The organism is Mesorhizobium sp. B263B2A, from assembly GCF_020165775.1.
Taxonomy (GTDB): domain Bacteria; phylum Pseudomonadota; class Alphaproteobacteria; order Rhizobiales; family Rhizobiaceae; genus Mesorhizobium; species Mesorhizobium opportunistum.
Map to the genome: position 1 here is coordinate 956,246 of NZ_JAIUIU010000001.1, position 16,677 is coordinate 972,922.

The following is a 16,677-nucleotide window of genomic DNA, read 5'->3' on the forward strand; positions in this document are numbered from 1 at the left end:
ATGGCCGCCAAGCGAAACCTATTCGCGAGGACCAATGCCCGCGTCGTGGGCGCCTTCTGCGTCGCCGCCCTTCTGCATCTTGCCGGCGCAGTCCTCATTCCCGGTTACTCTTCGCCGTTCGCCGTGCGCGCCATGCTGGTGCTCGCTTCGCTGCTGGCAGTCGCCTCGATCGGCCAGACGCTGGTTGTCATCATGGGCGGCATCGACCTGTCCATTCCCTTCGTCATCGGCTTTGCCAATGTCGTGGCCGCACAGCTTTACGGCGACGGCTGGAACTTCTTGCTCGTCTGCGGCCTTGTCGGCGTGCTGGCGGTTCTCATCGGCGGGCTGAACGGACTGATCTCGCGCAGCCTCGACATCCAGCCGCTCATCGTCACGCTCGGCATCGGCATGGTCGTGCAGGGGCTGGTGCTGTTGTGGACAGCCGGCTTCCCCTCGGGCTCGGCACCGCAAGCGGTTTCCAGCTTCGTGTCGATCGGCGGATCGGCCGGGCCACTGCCGGTGCCATGGCTGGTGCCCAGCCTCGTCGTGCTGGCAGCGCTCGTCGTGCTGGTGCTCGAACGGACGCCCTACGGGCGCCGGCTCTATGCGCTTGGCAGCAATCCCGGCGCCGCACCGCTGGCGCTGATCGACCCGGTCCGCATGTGGGTCATCACCTATGCGGCGAGCGCCTTCTTCGCCGCCGTGGCCGGCGTGCTGTTGCTCGGCTTCACCGGCTCGGCCTATGGCGATGTCGGCCAGCCCTATTTGTTCCAGACCATCGCCGCGGTCGTCGTCGGCGGCGCGGCCCTGGTCGGCGGGCGCGGCAGCTATCTCGGCACGATCGCCGGCGTGCTGGTGCTGACCGAGATCAACACGCTGCTGATCGGCCTCGGCTTCCAGCCCTCTGCGGTGCAAGCAGCATTGGGTTTCATCATCGTGCTGCTGGTCTCGCTCTACGGCCGCGAACGGCACGTCTCGACGACCATCTGAGAGAGCCAGTCAGTCCAACCGCCAGAGCTTGCGGGCATTCGCGGACAACAGCCGCTCGCGCTCCGCAATGGAGCAGCCTGAAAGCAACGCATGGGTCGCCGCCACCCAGGTCGAAAGACCGCCGCCAAGCGTGCAGACCGGCCAATCGCTGCCCCAGACGACACGGTCCCAGCCGAACGCACCGATTGTGTGCTCGACGTAAGGCCGAAGCGTCTCGACGGTCCAGCTGCCGGGATCGGCATAGGCGACGACGCCGGAAATCTTGGCGATGACGTTCGGACGCCGCGCGATCTCGCTCATATGTTCGCGCCATGGATGCTCGGCTCCGCCCTTGATGTCGGGCACGCCGCAATGGTCGAGGACGAACTGGACATCGGGCGAAAGGTCGGCCAGCGCTATTGCTTTCGGAATCTGGTGCGGCAGCACCACGAGATCGAAGGTCAGGCCGGTGCCGCCAAGCCGCTTGATGTTATCCCGGAACAGCGCGCCCTCCGACAGGCTATCCGGCACGACATGGAGGACGCGGCGAAAGCCCTTGACGAAGGGGTTTGCCCGCTGGCGTTCGAGATAGGCTGCAAAGCCGGTCTCTTCCGGCCGGCAGGAGGCGATCGCTCCGGTGAGCATGCTGCCTGATTGCCGCGACAGAACTTCGACCCGAGCGGTCTCGGCCTCGATGTCGGCTGGATCGACATCGACCTCCATATGCAACACACGCTCGACGCCGACACGCCGCGCTTCCCCGGCATATTCCTCATAGGAGAAATCGCGGTTGAGCGCCGATACGCCGGCAAGCCAGGGATAGCGCAGCACCGAGCGATCTATGAGATGCAGATGGGTGTCGACGATCATGGCGAGGTTCCTCCCTTCAGGCTTTTTCAGATCATCTCACGGAGGAATTCTTCATTCAAATAAGAATTACGCCGATGCACCAACCGCCGATCCGGCCAGGCGTGACAACCTTTCGGCCATGGCCAGCAACAGTTCGATGGTCCTGGTTATGTCGGGCGCCGAGGGCGCGTTGACGACGGTGATGTAGGGAATCGACAGCGCCGCGATCGCCCTGCCGTCGGAACTGCGCACCGGCGCCGAAAGATTGAAGACGCCAGCGGTCTGCATCGAGGCCATCATCTCATAGCCGCGGTCGCGGATCTGGTCGAGGCGGGTGAAGAATTCGGCCGGCTGCGCCATCTTGTCGGTGCTGCGGACATGTTCGGAGATCATCATCTGGCGTTCTTCCTCCGAGCGGAAAGCCAGCAGCACATGCCCCGAGCCGGTGTCGAACAGGCTGATGTGGGACCCCACCCGGATCGAGATGCCCCAGTAGTTCGGGGCCTCCTGCTGAGCGATCACAACGGCGGAACCGCGATCAAAAACAACGAGTTGGTTGGCCTGTTGCGACGTCTCCGCGAGCTCGCGCATCAGCGGCGTGGCATAGGAAACCAGCCGGCGCACCGGAGCGTGCAATTGCGCCAGGCCGAACAGCTTGAGTGTCAGCGAATAGCGGTCGCCGTCCAGTCGCGTGACATAGCCGCGCCGCACCAGCCGGTCTAGCATGCGGTAGAATTCGTTGGGGCTGCGCTCGAGTTTCTTGGCAATTTCGGCTTGCGTCAGGCCGCCGTCGACGCCGGCCAGCAGTTCGAGAATGTCGAGCCCCTTGTCGAGCGCTGGCGCGCGGTAGCGCTCGTCCTCGCTGTCATCCATGCCTCAACCCTCCAGTAAAATCGATTCTTCATATACGCAGGAATGCGGTCGAACGGAAACAAATTTCGCCTTGACGTGCCCGTAAATGTTTTGTTTGCATATGAATGTAACGCTTCTTGTCATCAGACGAGTTGCGGTCGCCGCTGAGGCGCACCCAGGGAGGATACCAATGAACAGACTGCTTTCCGGCGTGTGCGCCGGCGCATTGATGCTTGCATTCGGCGCAGGCACCGCCCTTGCCGGCGACCTGCCCGGCAAGTTCGAAGGCGTGACCGTCGACGTGAAGCTGATCGGCGGCCAGCAATATGAAAAGCTCTACGAGCGGATCCCGGAATGGGAGAAGGCGACCGGCGCCAAGGTCAACATCCTGACCAAGAAGAACGGCTTCGACATCGACAAGGAGCTCAAGTCCGACATCGCCTCGGGCAGCACCAACTGGTGCGTCGGCTGGAACCATTCCTCCTTCGCGCCGCAATATACAGGCCTCTACACCGACCTCAGCAAATTGCTGCCAAAGGAAGAGATCGACGCCTTCGTGCCGTCGACAATCAAAGCGGCAACCATCGACGGCAAGCTGGAAATGCTGCCGCGTGCCCAGTTCGACGTTTCGGCGCTCTACTACCAGAAGAGCCTCTACGAGAACGCCGATAACAAGGCCAAGTTCAAGGCGAAATACGGCTATGACCTGGTGCCGCCGGACACCTGGAAGGAAGTCACCGACCAGGCCGAGTTCTTCGCCAACCCGCCCAATTTCTACGGCACCCAGTTCGCCGGCAAGGAAGAGGCGATCAACGGCCGCTTCTACGAGATGGTGGTCGCCGAGGGCGGCGAATATCTCGACAAGGACGGCAAGCCCGTCTTCAACTCCGAGGCTGGCATCCGCGCGCTCGACTGGTTCGTCAACCTCTACAAGGCCAAGGCCGTGCCGGCCGGAACCACCAACTACCTGTGGGACGATCTCGGCCAGGGCTTTGCCTCGGGCACCGTCGCCATCAACCTCGACTGGCCAGGCTGGGCCGGCTTCTTCAACGATCCGAAATCGTCGAAAGTCGCTGGCAATGTCGGCGTGAAAGTCGCGCCGAAAGGGTCTTCCGGCAAGCGCACCGGCTGGTCCGGTTTCCATGGCTTCTCGGTGACCGAGAACTGCCCGAACAAGGAAGCCGCCGCTTCGCTCGTCTGGTGGCTGACCAACGAGGATAGCCAGAAGCTCGAGGCCGCCGCCGGCCCGCTGCCGACCCGCACCGCGGTCTGGGACTGGGACCTGAAGCAGGCCGAGAACGATCCGTACAAGAAGGAGGTTCTCTCCGCCTTCCAGGAAGAGGCCAAACACGCCTTTGCCGTGCCGCAGACGCCTGAGTGGATCGAGATTTCGAACGCCGTCTATCCGGAGCTACAGGCGGCGATCCTCGGCGACAAGACCTCCAAGCAGGCATTGGACGAAGCCGCCGCCAAGGCGACACAAATCCTCCAGGACGCCGGCAAGCTCTAGAACCGTCTCCCAACGCTGCCTCTCCCATCAGGAATGGGGGAGGCGATCGCGCTTCGCCGGCGAGAGCGCTGAACCATCAACGACAGACTTTCCGTACCCGGCCCGCGCCTGAACAACGGGCGTCCAAAGCAAACACCACAGGATTCCGATGAAGGGCTTCAAGCCATCCGCGCCATTCCTGCTGCTGCTTCCGGCAATGATCGTGCTGGCGGCGGTCGTCGTGGTGCCGTTGCTGCTCTCGCTCTACTCCAGCTTCACGCCCTTCCGCCTGACGCGGCCCGAGACGTTCTTCGTCTTCGTCGGCTTCAGGAACTATCTTTCGATCCTGTCCAACACCGATTTCTGGTGGGCGTTCGGGCGCACGGTGCTCTTGCTGACCATCGCGCTCAATCTCGAAATGCTGCTTGGTCTTGGCCTTGCCATGCTGGTCGAGAAGGCAACACGCGGCCAGCGCATCCTGCGCACGCTGATGATGTTTCCGATGATGTTCTCGCCGATCCTCGTCGGCTTCCAGTTCAAGTTCATGTTCAACGACAATATCGGCCTGGTGAACAATGCCTTGCAGTCGCTCGGCATCACGCAGGACGCCATACCGTGGCTGATCGAAGGCCATCTCGCCTTCATCGCCATTTCGGTCGCCGAGATCTGGTCGTCGACGGCGATCTTCGCCATCCTGATCCTGGCCGGCCTGCTCGCCATGCCCAAGGAGCCGATCGAGGCGGCGCGCGTCGATGGCTGCACGCCGTGGCAGACATTCCGCTATGTGACGTGGCCTTTCGTCATGCCCTTCGCCTATATCGCCATGACCATCCGCTCGCTCGACGTCGCGCGCGCCTACGACATCGTCAAGATCATGACCGATGGCGGACCGGCGGGCCGCACGGAGCTGCTCTGGACGCTGGTGGCGCGCACCGCCTACAGCGACGGGCGCATGGGCATGGCCAACGCCATGGCCTATTTCTCGATCCTGCTGTCGATCGCCTTCACCGTCTATTTCTTCAACAAGCTCGCCGCGGCGCGCACGCAGATCGGTGCGGAGTGGTGAGAATGGACGAGAATTCTTCCGCCCGCTTGAAGCGCCGGCTCACCGGCGTCGTCTATCGCATCGGCCTGTTCCTGGCGATGCTGACCATCTGCCTGCCGGGCCTGTGGATCGTGCTGTCGTCGCTGCGGCCGACCGTCGAGATCATGGCCAAGCCACCGGTGTGGATCCCGCAGGAGATTTCGTTCGACGCCTATGTCTCGATGTTCTCAGGCATCGGCAAGGGCGGCATCCCGGTCATCGAATATTTCCGCAACTCGCTGATCATCTCTGTAACCTCGACGGTGATTGCGGTGGCCATCGGCATGGCCGGCGGCTACGCCTTCGCGCGCTACCGCTTCCGCGGCAAATCGAGCGTCTTCCTGGGCCTGATGCTGACGCGCACGGTGCCCGGCATCGCGCTGTCGCTGCCGCTGTTCTTCCTCTACGTGCGGCTCGGCATCATCGACACGCATTTCGGGCTAATCCTTGCCTATGTCGCGCTCAACGTGCCGTTCACGATCTGGCTGATCGACGGCTTCTTCCGCCAGGTGCCGAAAGATCTCGCGGAAGCCGCGCAGATCGACGGCTGCACGCGCTGGCAGGCGTTCTGGCAGGTCGAGTTCCCGCTCGCCGGACCAGGCATCGCTTCGGCCGCAATCTTCGCCTTCCTGACCTGCTGGAACGAATTCGCGCTGGCCTCGCAACTGACCCGCTCGGTCAGCGCCAAGACGCTGCCGGTCGGCCTGCTCGATTACACGGCCGAGTTCACCATCGACTGGCGCGGCATGTGCGCGCTTGCCGTGGTGATGATCATCCCGGCGCTCACCCTCACCTATATCGTCCAGAAACACCTTGTCGGCGGCCTGACCTCCGGCGCGGTGAAAGGCTGATCCCATGGCAACAGTTTCCCTCAGCAAGTTGACCAAGCGCTACGGCAATGTTGGGATCGTGCATGGCATCGATCTCGACATCGCCGACCGCGAATTCATCGCCCTGGTCGGCCCCTCCGGCTGCGGCAAGTCGACGACATTGCGTATGATCGCCGGGCTCGAAGAGATCAGCGCCGGCTCGATCGAGATCGGCGGGCGCGTCGTCAACGATTTGCCGCCGCGCTCGCGCAATATCTCGATGGTGTTCCAGTCCTATGCGCTCTATCCGCACATGACGGTGCGCGAGAATCTCGGCTTCTCGCTGAAGATCGCAGGCGCGGCCAAGGAGGACATGGATCGCCGTGTCACTGAGGCCTCGGCCATCCTCGGCCTCGACACATTGCTCGACCGCCGGCCGTCGCAGCTCTCCGGCGGCCAGCGCCAACGCGTCGCCATGGGCCGCGCCATAGTGCGCGACCCCGACGTCTTCCTGTTCGACGAGCCGCTTTCCAATCTCGACGCCAAGCTCCGGACGCAGATGCGCACCGAAATCAAGAAGCTGCATGCCAAGGTGCAGTCGACGGTGATCTACGTCACCCACGACCAGGTCGAGGCGATGACGCTTGCCGACCGCATCGTCATCATGCGCGACGGCCATATCGAACAGGTCGGCACGCCCGACGAGGTGTTCCGGCGGCCGGCGACGCGCTTCGTTGCCGGCTTCATCGGCTCGCCGCCGATGAACCTGCACGAAGCAACGATCGACGACGGCCAGATGGTTTTTTCCAGCGGCGAAAAGCTGCCTTTGCCTGGTCAGTTCAAGGCCAATGTCGCGACCGGAGACAAGGTCGTGTTCGGGCTGCGGCCTGACGACATCTATCCGACGGGACATGGTATCAGCTCCGGCGGTGCGGCGGACGTCCACCAGATCGAACTGCCGATCACGGTCACCGAACCGCTCGGCAACGAGACGCTGGTGTTCGTCGAATTCAACGGCAGCGACTGGGTTTCGCGCATGCTGAACCCGAGGCCGCTCAAGCCGGGCGAGCGAGTGGCCATGAGCCTCGACATGTCGCAGGCGCATCTGTTTGCCACCGAGACCGGAAAGACATTGCGGAGCTGACCGATGGCTAGAATCGAAAAGATAGAACTGCGGATGGTGGACCTTGTGCCCAAGGTCAAGCGCACCGACGCCATCCAGAGTTTCGTCAGCCAGGAAACGCCGATCGTCACCATCACCGATTCCGACGGCGCGGTCGGCACCGGTTACAGCTACACGATCGGCACCGGCGGCTCGTCGGTGATGCGGCTTCTCTCGGACCATCTGGTGCCACGGCTGATCGGCCGCGACCCGGACATGATCGAGGCGATCTGGCACGATCTCGAATTCGCCACACATGCCACCACCATTGGCGCGATCACCGCCATCGCCATTGCGGCGATCGACACGGCGCTGTGGGATCTCAGGGCGAAGAAACAGAACCTGCCGTTGTGGAAACTCGCCGGCGGCGCCAAGGACCGCTGCCCGCTCTACACGACCGAAGGCGGCTGGCTGCACATCGAGACGCAGGCGCTTGTCGACGACGCACTGGCCGCCAAGGCCAGGGGATTTCGCGGCTCGAAGGTGAAGATCGGCAGACCGCATGGGTCGGAGGATCTCGCCCGCCTGTCGGCGGTGCGCAAGGCGGTTGGCGACGGCTACGAGATCATGACCGACGCCAATCAGGGGTTCTCGGTCGACGAGGCAATCCGCCGCGTGGCAAGGCTGCGCGAGCTCGACCTTGCCTGGATCGAAGAGCCGCTGCCGGCCGACGACATCGACGGGCATATCAGGTTGTCCAACTCGACGCCGACGCCGATCGCCATCGGCGAGTCGCTCTACTCCATCCGCCATTTCCGCGAATACATGCAGAAAGGCGCCTGCTCGATCGTGCAGGTCGATGTCGGCCGCATCGGCGGCGTCACACCCTGGCTCAAGATCGCCCATGCGGCGGAAGCCTTCGACATTCCAGTGTGTCCACATTTCCTGATGGAATTGCATGTCAGCCTGACCTGCGCTGTTCAGAACGGCCGATATGTCGAGTACATTCCGCAGCTCGATGAGTTGACCGGCAAGCGCATGCGCATCGAGGATGGGCATGCGCTGGCGCCCGACGAGCCGGGCATCGGCATCGATTGGGACTGGGACGCGGTCAAGGCCATGAGCATCGCCGAATTCACCACGGCGATCACCAAATAGGGGAACTGATATGCAGCGGATGGGGATGGTTCTGGGACTGAAGCCGGAAAAGGTCGAGGAATATGTCCGCCTCCACGCCGCCGTCTGGCCCGACGTGCTGACCATGATCTCGGCCTGCAACATCAAGAATTATTCGATCTACCTGAAGCGACCGGAGAACTTGCTGTTTTCCTATTTCGAGTATCACGGCATCGACTATGCCGCCGATATGGCCAGGATGGCGGCCGATCCGAAGACGCAGGAATGGTGGGCTGTCTGCATGCCATGCCAGGAGCCGCTCACGACCCGCAAGGAAGGTGAGTGGTGGGCTTCCATGGATGAGGTCTTCCATCATGACTGAGGGCGGTTTCGACCCTGCCTCACTCGTCCAGTCCTGGCCAAAGCCGTCGAAGCCCTTGCCGATCGTCACCTTCGGCGCAGGATCGATCGTTGGCGACGCACATTTCCCGGCCTACAGGAAGGCCGGCTTTCCAGTCGCCGGCCTCTACGATCCGGACCAGGCCAAGGCGCAGGCCCTGGCCGAGAAATGGGGCGTGACCGCGTTCCGCTCGGTGGAAGAAGCCGCTGATGTCAAGGGCGCGGTTTTCGATCTGGCGACGCCGCCGGGTCGGCACGCCGAGATCCTGAAGGCTCTGCCCGATGGCGCGGTCGCATTGATCCAGAAGCCGATGGGCAACTATCTCGGCGAGGCAACCGAAATCCTGGAAATCTGCCGCGCCAAGAAGCTCAAGGCGGCGGTGAATTTCCAGCTCCGCTTCGCACCCATGATGCTGGCGCTGAAGGATGCCATCGCCAAGGGCTGGTTCGGCGAGATCGTCGATTTCGATGCCTGGCTGGCGCTGGCGACGCCGTGGGAGCTTTGGGAATTCCTGCTCAAGGCGCCACGCGTCGAGATCGCCATGCATTCGATCCACTATCTCGACCTGATCCGGCAGTTGCTCGGCGACCCCAAGGGCGTGCACGCCAAGACGCTCGGCCACCCCAACCACAAAGTGGCGCAGACGCGCACCAGCGCCATTCTCGACTATGGCGATACCGTGCGCTGTGCGCTGTCGATCAACCACGACCACAAGTTCGGTCGCCGGCACCAGGCCTGCGAATTCCGCATCTGCGGCACCGAGGGTGCGGCCTATCTCAAGCTCGGCCTCAATCTCGACTATCCCCGGGGCGAACCGGACATTCTGGAAATCCATCCCAAGGGCGGAACGGACTGGGTCGCGGTGCCGCTCGCCGGCGAGTGGTTCCCCGACGCCTTCGTCGGGCGCATGGCCAATGTCCAGCGTTTTGCCGCAGGCGAAGACGACGAATTGGTCAGCTCGGTCGAGGACGCCTGGAACACCATGGCGCTGGTCGAAGCGGCCTACCGTTCGAGCGCAGCGCCGGCAACGCCGATCGCGGAAAGACCCTGATGGAACGGATCCAGTATTTCGAGGAATACCAGATCGGCGCCTCGCGCATCACCAGCGGCCGCACCATCACCGAGACCGACTTCATCGTCCATGCCGGGCATACAGGCGATTTCTTTCCGCACCACATGGACGCCGAGTTCATGAAGACGACGCCGTTCGGCCAGCGCATCGCGCATGGCACGCTGGTGTTCTCGGTCGGCATCGGGCTGACGGCAACCGTCATCAATCCGGTCGCCTTTTCCTATGGATATGACCGCCTGCGCTTCATCAAGCCGGTGTTCATCGGCGACACGATCCGCACGCGCACCACCATAGCGGCCAAAGAGGACGACGCCAAGCGGCCAGGGTCAGGACGGGTGATCGAGCGCTGCGAAGTCATCAACCAACGCGATGAAGTGGTGCTGGCCGCCGACCATATCTACATCGTCGAACGCAAGCCTGCACAGGGCTGAAAACCTAAGCCGTTTCCTATGCGCCAGTGGCACGCTTGGTGATGCGCTCCAGGCCGAGCAGCAGGACCAGCGTCGCCACGACCAGGATCATGGTGAGCGCGGCACCGGCGAAGATGTCGCCGCGATCGGTGAGGCTGAAGATCGACACCGGCAGCGTCACCCAGCCCGGCGGATAGACCATCACGGTGGCGCCAAGCTCGCCCATCGAGAGCGCGAAGCTCAGGCCGAAAGCAGCAACCAGATAGGGTGCCAGCAAGGGCAGCGTGACATGCCAGAGCCGATAGGCCGGGCGTGCGCCAAGGCTCGAGGCCACCTGTTCGAAGTCGGGCGAGAGCCGTGCCAGCCCGGCCGAGACATTGCCGAAGGTGAAGGCCGAGATCAGCACGAAATGCGCGATCATGACGATCGCGATCGTGCCGTTGAGCAGTAGCGGCGGATGGCTGAACGCCACCAGCAGGCCAAGTCCGACGGACACCGAAGGCACCGCACTTGGGACGAAGAACAACAGGCCGAGCACCTTGCTCAGGGTTGCACCCTGGATGCGGAGCGCAAGTGCCGCCCAAGTGCCGCTGACCAGCGCCAGGGCGCTGGCCAGGAAGCCGGTGATCAGGCTCGCCTTTACGGCTTCGCCAGCCGCGCCGCGCATCACGTCGCTGTAATGCTCCGTCGTCAGCCCGCTTGGCAGCACACCGTTCCATTGGTCGGCAAGGCTGGACAGGAGGATGACCGCCAGCGGCGCCAGGAACAACACGCCGAAGACGAGCGCGAAGAGCACCCACAGAGCGATGCGACCGGGACGCGACCAGACCAGCATGGCTAGACTCCCAACCGGCCGGCGGCGAAACGGTAGAGGCCGAACAGGCCGAGCGACAGCGCGATGTTGACCACGGCGATGATGCAGGCGACCTGATAGGCCGATTCCTGGATCGCCTTGCCGTAGATCAGCAGCGGCAGCGTGATGACGCCCTTGGCGCCGATGAACAGCACGATGCCGAATTCATTGACGGTCAACAGCAGGCACAGGCTGCCGCCGGCGATGAGCGCGGGAATTGCGGCAGGCAGGATGACCTGGCGGACGATGCGGAACGGCCGCGCGCCGAGCACGCTTGCCGCTTCGATCTGGCCGCGGTCGACCAGCGAGAAAGCGGCGAGCAGCGGCCGCAGGATGAAGGGGGTGTAGACGGTGACTTCGGCGAGCACCACCCCCCAGGTCGAATAGAGGAAATCGACGGGCGGCAGCGGCAGCGAGAAGGCTTCCATCAGCCCGGAATTGAGCATGCCGGCGGAGCCGTAGAGAAAGGTGAAGGCAAGCGTAACCAGGAAGGTCGGCAGGGCGATGAAAGTATCGATCAGGCGGGCGATGAAGCCGCTGCCGGGGAACGGCACGAAAGCGAGGATCAGCGCCAGCACGAGGCCCACGATCAGGCACCCGGCCGTCGCGGTGACCGAGATGGTCACCGTGTTGATCAGCGCGTTGAGGAAAAAGCGGGAATGCAGGACACGGACGACTTCCGCAATATTGGCGACACCGCTGTCGTCGAAAAAGGCCTGACGGGCGATGAGCGCCAGCGGATAGAAGAACAGCAGCGCCAGCAGGGCAGCCGGCGGCACGATCCAGAATTTGCCGGGTTCTCTCCTGATCGCCGGCGCGCCAATTGCGACCGCGTCAGACACCGGCGTCTTCCGGAAGAAGCGAGGTGTCGGCGGGCGCAAAGAACAATGGCACCTCGGCACCGGGTTCGGGCAAGGCGATCGGCAACCGCGTCGCCGAGACGCGCACCGGCGTGCCTTCGACATCGAGCACGAGATGGGTGAGTTCGCCCTGCCAGTGTACTTCCCTGAGGGTGCCGACGATCCGGTTGGTGTGCTCGCTGTCGGCCGTCAGGCTGAGGTGCTGCGGCCTGATGCAGAGCAGGCTCTTGTCGCCGGCCTTCTCGGCACGGCCGGCGCCTGTCAGCACCGCATCGCCATGCCTTGCCGTGGCGAAGCCTTTCGCGCCGGCCGCCTCGGCAACCGTCACCGGCAGGAGATTGGCGCGGCCGAGAAATTCGGCGGTAAAACGGTTCGGCGGGCGGCGATAGAGTTCTGTCGTCGGTCCGTGCGAACAGACCCTGCCGTCGCGCATGATGGCGATCTTGTCGGCAAGCGTCAGCGCTTCCGTCTGGTCGTGGGTGACGTAGAGGATGGTCAGGCCCGGCAGGCTGCGGTGCAGGCGGGCGATCTCCTCCACCATGTTGCGGCGGATCTGCGCGTCGAGCGCCGACAACGGCTCGTCGAGCAGGAGCACGCGCGGCCGCACGGCAAGGGCGCGGGCAATCGCAACACGCTGCTGCTGGCCGCCCGAAAGCTCGCGCGGATAACGCCTGGCAAAAGTCGCCATGCCGACGGTGCCGATCGCATCCTTGACCCGCTCTGCGATCAGCGCCTTGTCGGCGCCTTGTGCCCGGAGGCCGAAGGCGACGTTGTCCTCGACCCGCATGTGCGGAAACAGCGCGTAGTTCTGCACCACCATGCCGAGACCGCGCTCGTAGGGCGGCAGGTCGGTCACATCGGTGGCGCCGATACGGATGCGGCCGCTTGCGGGCCGCACGAAGCCGGCCACGGCGCGCAAGGCCGTCGTCTTGCCGGAGCCGGAAGGGCCAATCATCGCCAGGATCTCGCCGGGAGCGATGTCCAGGGTCAGCGGATGCAGGACGACATGCGCGCCATAGGCGACGCTGACCTTGTCGAAGTGGACGTTGGAACCGGCGCCGCGAATTTTCGCGGCGTCGATGTCCATGACACTGGTACCAGTAAAGGCGGCGGCCGACATGGCTTGGTCCTCCGGATTTCTGCCCTCGGGTGTCAGCTTCCGGTCGCCTCGTTCCACTTCTTGACGTAGTCGGGAAGCTTGCTCAGCGCCTCGTCCCAGTTCGGCGCCCAGATGGTCAGGCCCTTCATCGCTTCCTGCGCCTTGGCGAAGTTGGCATCGGATGGCGTTACGTCCTTGCGGGCGGGCATGCCGAGCGCAACGGAACTTACCGTCGACTGCGCCTCCTTGGAGAGCAGGAAGTCGATCAGCTTCTTGCCGTTGTCGCCATTCGGCGCGCCGGTGACCAGGCCGATTTCATAGGGCAGCGCGAAGGTGGAGCGCACGCCGTCAGGGCCCGCCGGCCAGAACACCTTGATGTTCGGGTTGTCGGCCATCTGCGACATGTTCATCTGCAGGTCGCCATTGGCGACATGCAGCTCGCCCTTGTTGACCAGCGCGGTCAGCTTGCCGGTCGAGGCGGACGGGCCGACATTGTTGTCCTGCAGCTTCTTCATGAACTCGAAGCCGGCATCCTCGCCGCCAAAGGCATGGATGACCTGCAGCATGACGGCGGTTCCGTCGCCGGCCTGGCCGGGGGTCGAATACTGGATCTTGCCCTTGAACTTCGGATCGAGCAGGTCGTTGTAGCTCTTCGGCGCTTCCGAGAGCACGGCGCTGTTATAGATGAAGTTCATGTAGTTGTTGACCAGCGGCCGGTACTTGTCGGTGCCGCCGACGATCTGGTCGGCGCCTTCGGGCTTGTAGTCCTGCAGCAGGCCATCAGCCGCGGCGCGCTGGACGAAGGGCGGCAAGGTCACCAGCACGTCGGCCTGCGGGTTCGATTTTTCCTTGGCAACCCGTTCGACGACACCGCCCGAGCCTGCCTCGATATACTGTACCTTGATGCCGGTGGCCTTGGTGAAGGCGGCAAACTCGGTTTCGAACCAGCTGCCATTGCCGTCATGCAGGCCGTCGGCGGAATAGATGGTGACCACGCCGTCGGCGAGCGCCGGTCCGACAAGAGCCGACGACGCCAGCAGCGACGCGGCGAAGGCCATGGCGATGTTTGTTTTGCGCGATTTCATGGATCAGTTCCCCTGTAATTGATGGCACATTCTGCGATGCACTATGACGATCGCGCCGTCGGGACCTTCGGGCCTTGTAGCGCTTGTGGATGTCGTCGTTGCGTCAACTTTGGGGATTGGCGATCGATAAGTAAAATCTATTTATTTTATGACAGGCAAACTTCTTCTGATGTTTGTCATGGAACTGTCGCGTGCCTGTCTTGGAGGCGTTTCGACCCTTTGAAACGTCGGCGACCGGCGGAGCCAGTGGTGATCAGCCGAAGGAAACGCCTGTGGCCTGAGCCCGCAGTCGTGGGTCGAACGAGCGAACCGTGACTGGCCGGCCGTCGAGGATTTCGAAGCAGCGGGCGAGCGTGTCGTCCTCGAGCCGGCGCATCGCCTCTTGCGTGAAGAAGGTGAGATGCGGAAACAGGATGACGTCGTCGCGGTCGAACAGCGCGCTCATCGGATGGCCTGACCGGGCCAGCGGCTCGACCGAATAGACGTCGAGCCCGGCGCCGCCGATGCGTCCGGCAACGATCGCCTCGACAAGAGCTGTCTCGTCGATCAGGGCGCCGCGCGAGACGTTGACGATGACGGCGGAGGGCCTCAGGCAGGCGAGTTCGGCCTTACCGATCAGTCCGCGCGTATTGTCGTTCAGCACGCAATGGATGGAAACGAAATCGGAGGCGCGCAGCATAGCTTGGAGATCGTGAGCCTTCTCGATGCCGGCGGTATGCATGGCCGCCGCATCGACGCCGGGATCGAAGCCAAGCACACGGGCGCGAAACCCTTGGCCTGCCATGCGCGCCATGCTGCGGCCGATCTTGCCGCAGCCGACGAGGCCGAGCGTGGCGCCGGAAATGTCGCGCCCCAGCCAGCGCTGCTCGGGCCAGATCCAGCCATCGCGTGACACCGCCGCCGTGATCGCCGGCAGCCGCTTGGCCAGCGCGATCATCAGCGCGAAAGCACCCTCGGCGACGGTTTCCTCGGCATACTCAGGCACATTGACGACGGGAATGCCGCGCTGCATCGCGGCAGGAATGTCGATGGCATCGATGCCGACGCCATATTTGACGATGCCCTTCAATTTGGGCGCCGCCTCTATCACCCGCGCGGTGATCGGCGTGTAGCACATCAGCAGGAGATCGGCGTCGGCGACAGCATCGATCAGGTCCGCCTCGGGAATACCGTCGGGTAACGTCACCAGCTCGACGCCCCTCGCCCGCAAGCCGGCGTCGATTCCCGGACATTCGAGTTCCCGATCGGTGCGCACCGCCTTCACGGTCAGGCCAGCACGGCTGCCTCGACGATGTCGAGAGCGCGGTCGAGATCCGTTTTCAAAATGACCAATGGCGGCGACAAGGTCAGCACGTTGCCGTGGGTGACCTTGAAGCTCAGGCCCTGTTCCAGGCAAGTGTAGAACACCCGTTCGGCAAGCTCGCGCGCGGGCTGGCGCGTGGCGCGGTCCTCGACGAGTTCGACGCCCACCATCAGGCCCCTGCCCCTGACGTCGCCGACATGCGGCGAGCGCGCCATCAGATCCTGCATGCGCCCGAACATATGCCGGCCAAGCTCGGCCGAGCGCTCGACCAGCCCTTCCTCCAGTATGATGTCGATGGTGGTCAATGCCGCGCGCGTCGTCACCGGGTTCTTTTCGTGGGTGTAGTGACCGATGGCAAAGCCGCCGGTGACGTCGAGGTCGCGGCGCGCAATGACGGCGGCGATCGGCAGGATGCCGCCGCCGAGCGACTTGCCGAGAACGACAATGTCGGGCGTCACGCCATCATGCTCATGGGCGAAGAATTTTCCGGTCTTGCCGAGACCGGTCGGGATCTCGTCGAAGATCAACAGCGTGCCATGGCGATCGCAGGCCTCGCGCACCCGCTTCCAGAAGCCTGGCGGCGGCGGGTTGGGCGTCGCCCGCATTGGCTCCGCGACGACCGCGGCCACGTCCTGCTCACGGTCGAGCACATAGGCGATCATGTTGGCGCAGGCGATGCCCGAAGCCTCAAGGGAATCGTGGCCATAGGGGCAGCGATAGCCATCCCAGGGCGCGACATGCTCGGTACCGGTCATCATCGGGCCAGCGATGTGCGAGCGGAAGGTCGCCTCGCCGCCGACGCTTGCCGCGCCGAAGCCGGCGCCGTGGAAAGCATCCCAGAACGACACCGTCTTGAAGCGGCCGGTCGCGGCGCGCGCGATCTTCAGCGCCACCTCGATGGCATCCGAGCCACCCGTGGTGAACAGCACCTTGCCGAGATCGCCGGGCGCGAGTTCCGCCAGCTTCTCCGCCAGTTCGACGGCGGGCTCGCAGGTGAAGCGGCGTGGCGCGAAGCAGAGATCGTCGAGCTGCTGCTTGATCGCGGCCACCAGCCTGGGATGGCCGTAGCCGAGGTGATGCACGCTGTTGCCATGGAAATCCATGAAGCGGCGGCCGGTGGTGTCCTCGATCCAGATGCCTTCAGCCTTGGCGATGGTCGACAGACAGGGGCTGGAGAGGCTCTGATGCATGAAGGCGGCCGCGTCGCGATCGAGCAGGCCGCGGATGCGGGGATCCTCCTGGCCGGCGTCCCATCGGCGGCGCGCCGCCGTCGTGTTGGAATCGCCCTCGGTATGCACAAGTTCTTTGGTCGCGGCCATCACGGTCTCCGAAACGCGAAGGAG

General features: G+C 63.8%; 17 protein-coding genes. 9 read left to right on the top strand and 8 right to left on the bottom strand.

Translation table 11 applies throughout. The features are described from left to right. Positions 1-972 carry an ABC transporter permease gene (locus tag LB568_RS04585; RefSeq protein WP_224729333.1) on the top strand — a complete coding sequence of 324 codons (972 nt, stop codon included), beginning with the start codon at positions 1-3 and terminating at the stop codon, positions 970-972. 9 nt (positions 973-981) lie between these two features. Here the strand turns inward: LB568_RS04585 and LB568_RS04590 are convergent, their stop codons facing one another. Next, the gene (locus tag LB568_RS04590) at positions 982-1,821 is read right to left on the bottom strand and encodes an amidohydrolase family protein (RefSeq protein ID WP_224729335.1); all 840 of its coding nucleotides are present in this window, start codon (positions 1,819-1,821) and stop codon (positions 982-984) included. A gap of 66 nt (positions 1,822-1,887) precedes the next feature. Continuing rightward, on the bottom strand, positions 1,888-2,673 hold the full coding sequence (locus LB568_RS04595) for an IclR family transcriptional regulator (RefSeq protein WP_224729337.1): 786 nt from the start codon (positions 2,671-2,673) through the stop codon (positions 1,888-1,890). A gap of 169 nt (positions 2,674-2,842) precedes the next feature. On the opposite strand from LB568_RS04595, the gene LB568_RS04600 reads away from it, so the two are divergent. The 8 genes from LB568_RS04600 (at position 2,843) to LB568_RS04635 (ending at position 10,155) form a co-directional block, all read left to right on the top strand. Further along, on the top strand, positions 2,843-4,162 hold the full coding sequence (locus tag LB568_RS04600) for an ABC transporter substrate-binding protein (protein ID WP_013896939.1): 1,320 nt from the start codon (positions 2,843-2,845) through the stop codon (positions 4,160-4,162). Positions 4,163-4,310: 148 nt separating this feature from the next. Next, positions 4,311-5,207, top strand: a complete 897-nt coding sequence (locus LB568_RS04605; RefSeq protein WP_224729338.1) for a carbohydrate ABC transporter permease — start codon at positions 4,311-4,313, stop codon at positions 5,205-5,207. 2 nt (positions 5,208-5,209) lie between these two features. Beyond that, positions 5,210-6,076, top strand: coding sequence for a carbohydrate ABC transporter permease (locus LB568_RS04610; protein ID WP_023764706.1), 867 nt, complete (start codon positions 5,210-5,212; stop codon positions 6,074-6,076). A 4-nt stretch (positions 6,077-6,080) separates the two neighbouring features. Further along, positions 6,081-7,178 carry an ABC transporter ATP-binding protein gene (locus tag LB568_RS04615; RefSeq protein WP_224729340.1) on the top strand — a complete coding sequence of 366 codons (1,098 nt, stop codon included), beginning with the start codon at positions 6,081-6,083 and terminating at the stop codon, positions 7,176-7,178. A gap of 3 nt (positions 7,179-7,181) precedes the next feature. Then, positions 7,182-8,294, top strand: a complete 1,113-nt coding sequence (locus LB568_RS04620) for a mandelate racemase/muconate lactonizing enzyme family protein (protein ID WP_224729341.1) — start codon at positions 7,182-7,184, stop codon at positions 8,292-8,294. Positions 8,295-8,304: 10 nt separating this feature from the next. Beyond that, the gene (locus LB568_RS04625) at positions 8,305-8,634 is read left to right on the top strand and encodes an L-rhamnose mutarotase (RefSeq protein WP_224729342.1); all 330 of its coding nucleotides are present in this window, start codon (positions 8,305-8,307) and stop codon (positions 8,632-8,634) included. Beyond that, complete coding sequence (locus LB568_RS04630) at positions 8,627-9,703, top strand: Gfo/Idh/MocA family protein (protein ID WP_224729343.1); 1,077 nt, start codon at positions 8,627-8,629, stop codon at positions 9,701-9,703. Before LB568_RS04625 ends, LB568_RS04630 begins: the two co-directional genes overlap by 8 nt. Further along, positions 9,703-10,155 carry a MaoC/PaaZ C-terminal domain-containing protein gene (locus LB568_RS04635; protein ID WP_412033892.1) on the top strand — a complete coding sequence of 151 codons (453 nt, stop codon included), beginning with the start codon at positions 9,703-9,705 and terminating at the stop codon, positions 10,153-10,155. Before LB568_RS04630 ends, LB568_RS04635 begins: the two co-directional genes overlap by 1 nt. A 16-nt stretch (positions 10,156-10,171) precedes the next feature. On the opposite strand, the gene LB568_RS04640 is transcribed toward LB568_RS04635, so the two are convergent. From LB568_RS04640 to LB568_RS04665, 6 genes are all read right to left on the bottom strand, one after another. Then, positions 10,172-10,969: an ABC transporter permease subunit gene (locus LB568_RS04640; RefSeq protein WP_224729344.1), complete on the bottom strand. Its 798-nt coding sequence runs from the start codon at positions 10,967-10,969 to the stop codon at positions 10,172-10,174. 2 nt (positions 10,970-10,971) lie between these two features. Continuing rightward, complete coding sequence (locus tag LB568_RS04645) at positions 10,972-11,829, bottom strand: 2-aminoethylphosphonate ABC transporter permease subunit (RefSeq protein WP_013896948.1); 858 nt, start codon at positions 11,827-11,829, stop codon at positions 10,972-10,974. Beyond that, the gene (locus LB568_RS04650) at positions 11,822-12,967 is read right to left on the bottom strand and encodes an ABC transporter ATP-binding protein (RefSeq protein ID WP_224729345.1); all 1,146 of its coding nucleotides are present in this window, start codon (positions 12,965-12,967) and stop codon (positions 11,822-11,824) included. Before LB568_RS04650 ends, LB568_RS04645 begins: the two co-directional genes overlap by 8 nt. A gap of 32 nt (positions 12,968-12,999) precedes the next feature. Further along, entirely contained in the window at positions 13,000-14,031 is a 1,032-nt protein-coding gene (locus LB568_RS04655; protein ID WP_224729347.1) for a 2-aminoethylphosphonate ABC transporter substrate-binding protein, read from the bottom strand. Positions 14,032-14,284: 253 nt separating this feature from the next. After that, complete coding sequence (locus LB568_RS04660) at positions 14,285-15,241, bottom strand: C-terminal binding protein (RefSeq protein WP_224729349.1); 957 nt, start codon at positions 15,239-15,241, stop codon at positions 14,285-14,287. A gap of 56 nt (positions 15,242-15,297) precedes the next feature. Further along, on the bottom strand, positions 15,298-16,653 hold the full coding sequence (locus LB568_RS04665; RefSeq protein WP_224729350.1) for an aspartate aminotransferase family protein: 1,356 nt from the start codon (positions 16,651-16,653) through the stop codon (positions 15,298-15,300). Between the last annotated feature and the right edge of the window lie 24 nt (positions 16,654-16,677).

Excerpts from the sequence above, each read along its gene's own strand:
- LB568_RS04585 (WP_224729333.1), top strand. The coding sequence starts at position 1 with ATGGCCGCCAAGCGAAACCTATTCGCGAGGACCAATGCCCGCGTCGTG.
- LB568_RS04590 (WP_224729335.1), bottom strand. The coding sequence starts at position 1,821 with ATGATCGTCGACACCCATCTGCATCTCATAGATCGCTCGGTGCTGCGC.
- LB568_RS04595 (WP_224729337.1), bottom strand. The coding sequence starts at position 2,673 with ATGGATGACAGCGAGGACGAGCGCTACCGCGCGCCAGCGCTCGACAAG.
- LB568_RS04600 (WP_013896939.1), top strand. The coding sequence starts at position 2,843 with ATGAACAGACTGCTTTCCGGCGTGTGCGCCGGCGCATTGATGCTTGCA.
- LB568_RS04605 (WP_224729338.1), top strand. The coding sequence starts at position 4,311 with ATGAAGGGCTTCAAGCCATCCGCGCCATTCCTGCTGCTGCTTCCGGCA.
- LB568_RS04610 (WP_023764706.1), top strand. The coding sequence starts at position 5,210 with ATGGACGAGAATTCTTCCGCCCGCTTGAAGCGCCGGCTCACCGGCGTC.
- LB568_RS04615 (WP_224729340.1), top strand. The coding sequence starts at position 6,081 with ATGGCAACAGTTTCCCTCAGCAAGTTGACCAAGCGCTACGGCAATGTT.
- LB568_RS04620 (WP_224729341.1), top strand. The coding sequence starts at position 7,182 with ATGGCTAGAATCGAAAAGATAGAACTGCGGATGGTGGACCTTGTGCCC.
- LB568_RS04625 (WP_224729342.1), top strand. The coding sequence starts at position 8,305 with ATGCAGCGGATGGGGATGGTTCTGGGACTGAAGCCGGAAAAGGTCGAG.
- LB568_RS04630 (WP_224729343.1), top strand. The coding sequence starts at position 8,627 with ATGACTGAGGGCGGTTTCGACCCTGCCTCACTCGTCCAGTCCTGGCCA.
- LB568_RS04635 (WP_412033892.1), top strand. The coding sequence starts at position 9,703 with ATGGAACGGATCCAGTATTTCGAGGAATACCAGATCGGCGCCTCGCGC.
- LB568_RS04640 (WP_224729344.1), bottom strand. The coding sequence starts at position 10,969 with ATGCTGGTCTGGTCGCGTCCCGGTCGCATCGCTCTGTGGGTGCTCTTC.
- LB568_RS04650 (WP_224729345.1), bottom strand. The coding sequence starts at position 12,967 with ATGTCGGCCGCCGCCTTTACTGGTACCAGTGTCATGGACATCGACGCC.
- LB568_RS04655 (WP_224729347.1), bottom strand. The coding sequence starts at position 14,031 with ATGAAATCGCGCAAAACAAACATCGCCATGGCCTTCGCCGCGTCGCTG.
- LB568_RS04665 (WP_224729350.1), bottom strand. The coding sequence starts at position 16,653 with ATGGCCGCGACCAAAGAACTTGTGCATACCGAGGGCGATTCCAACACG.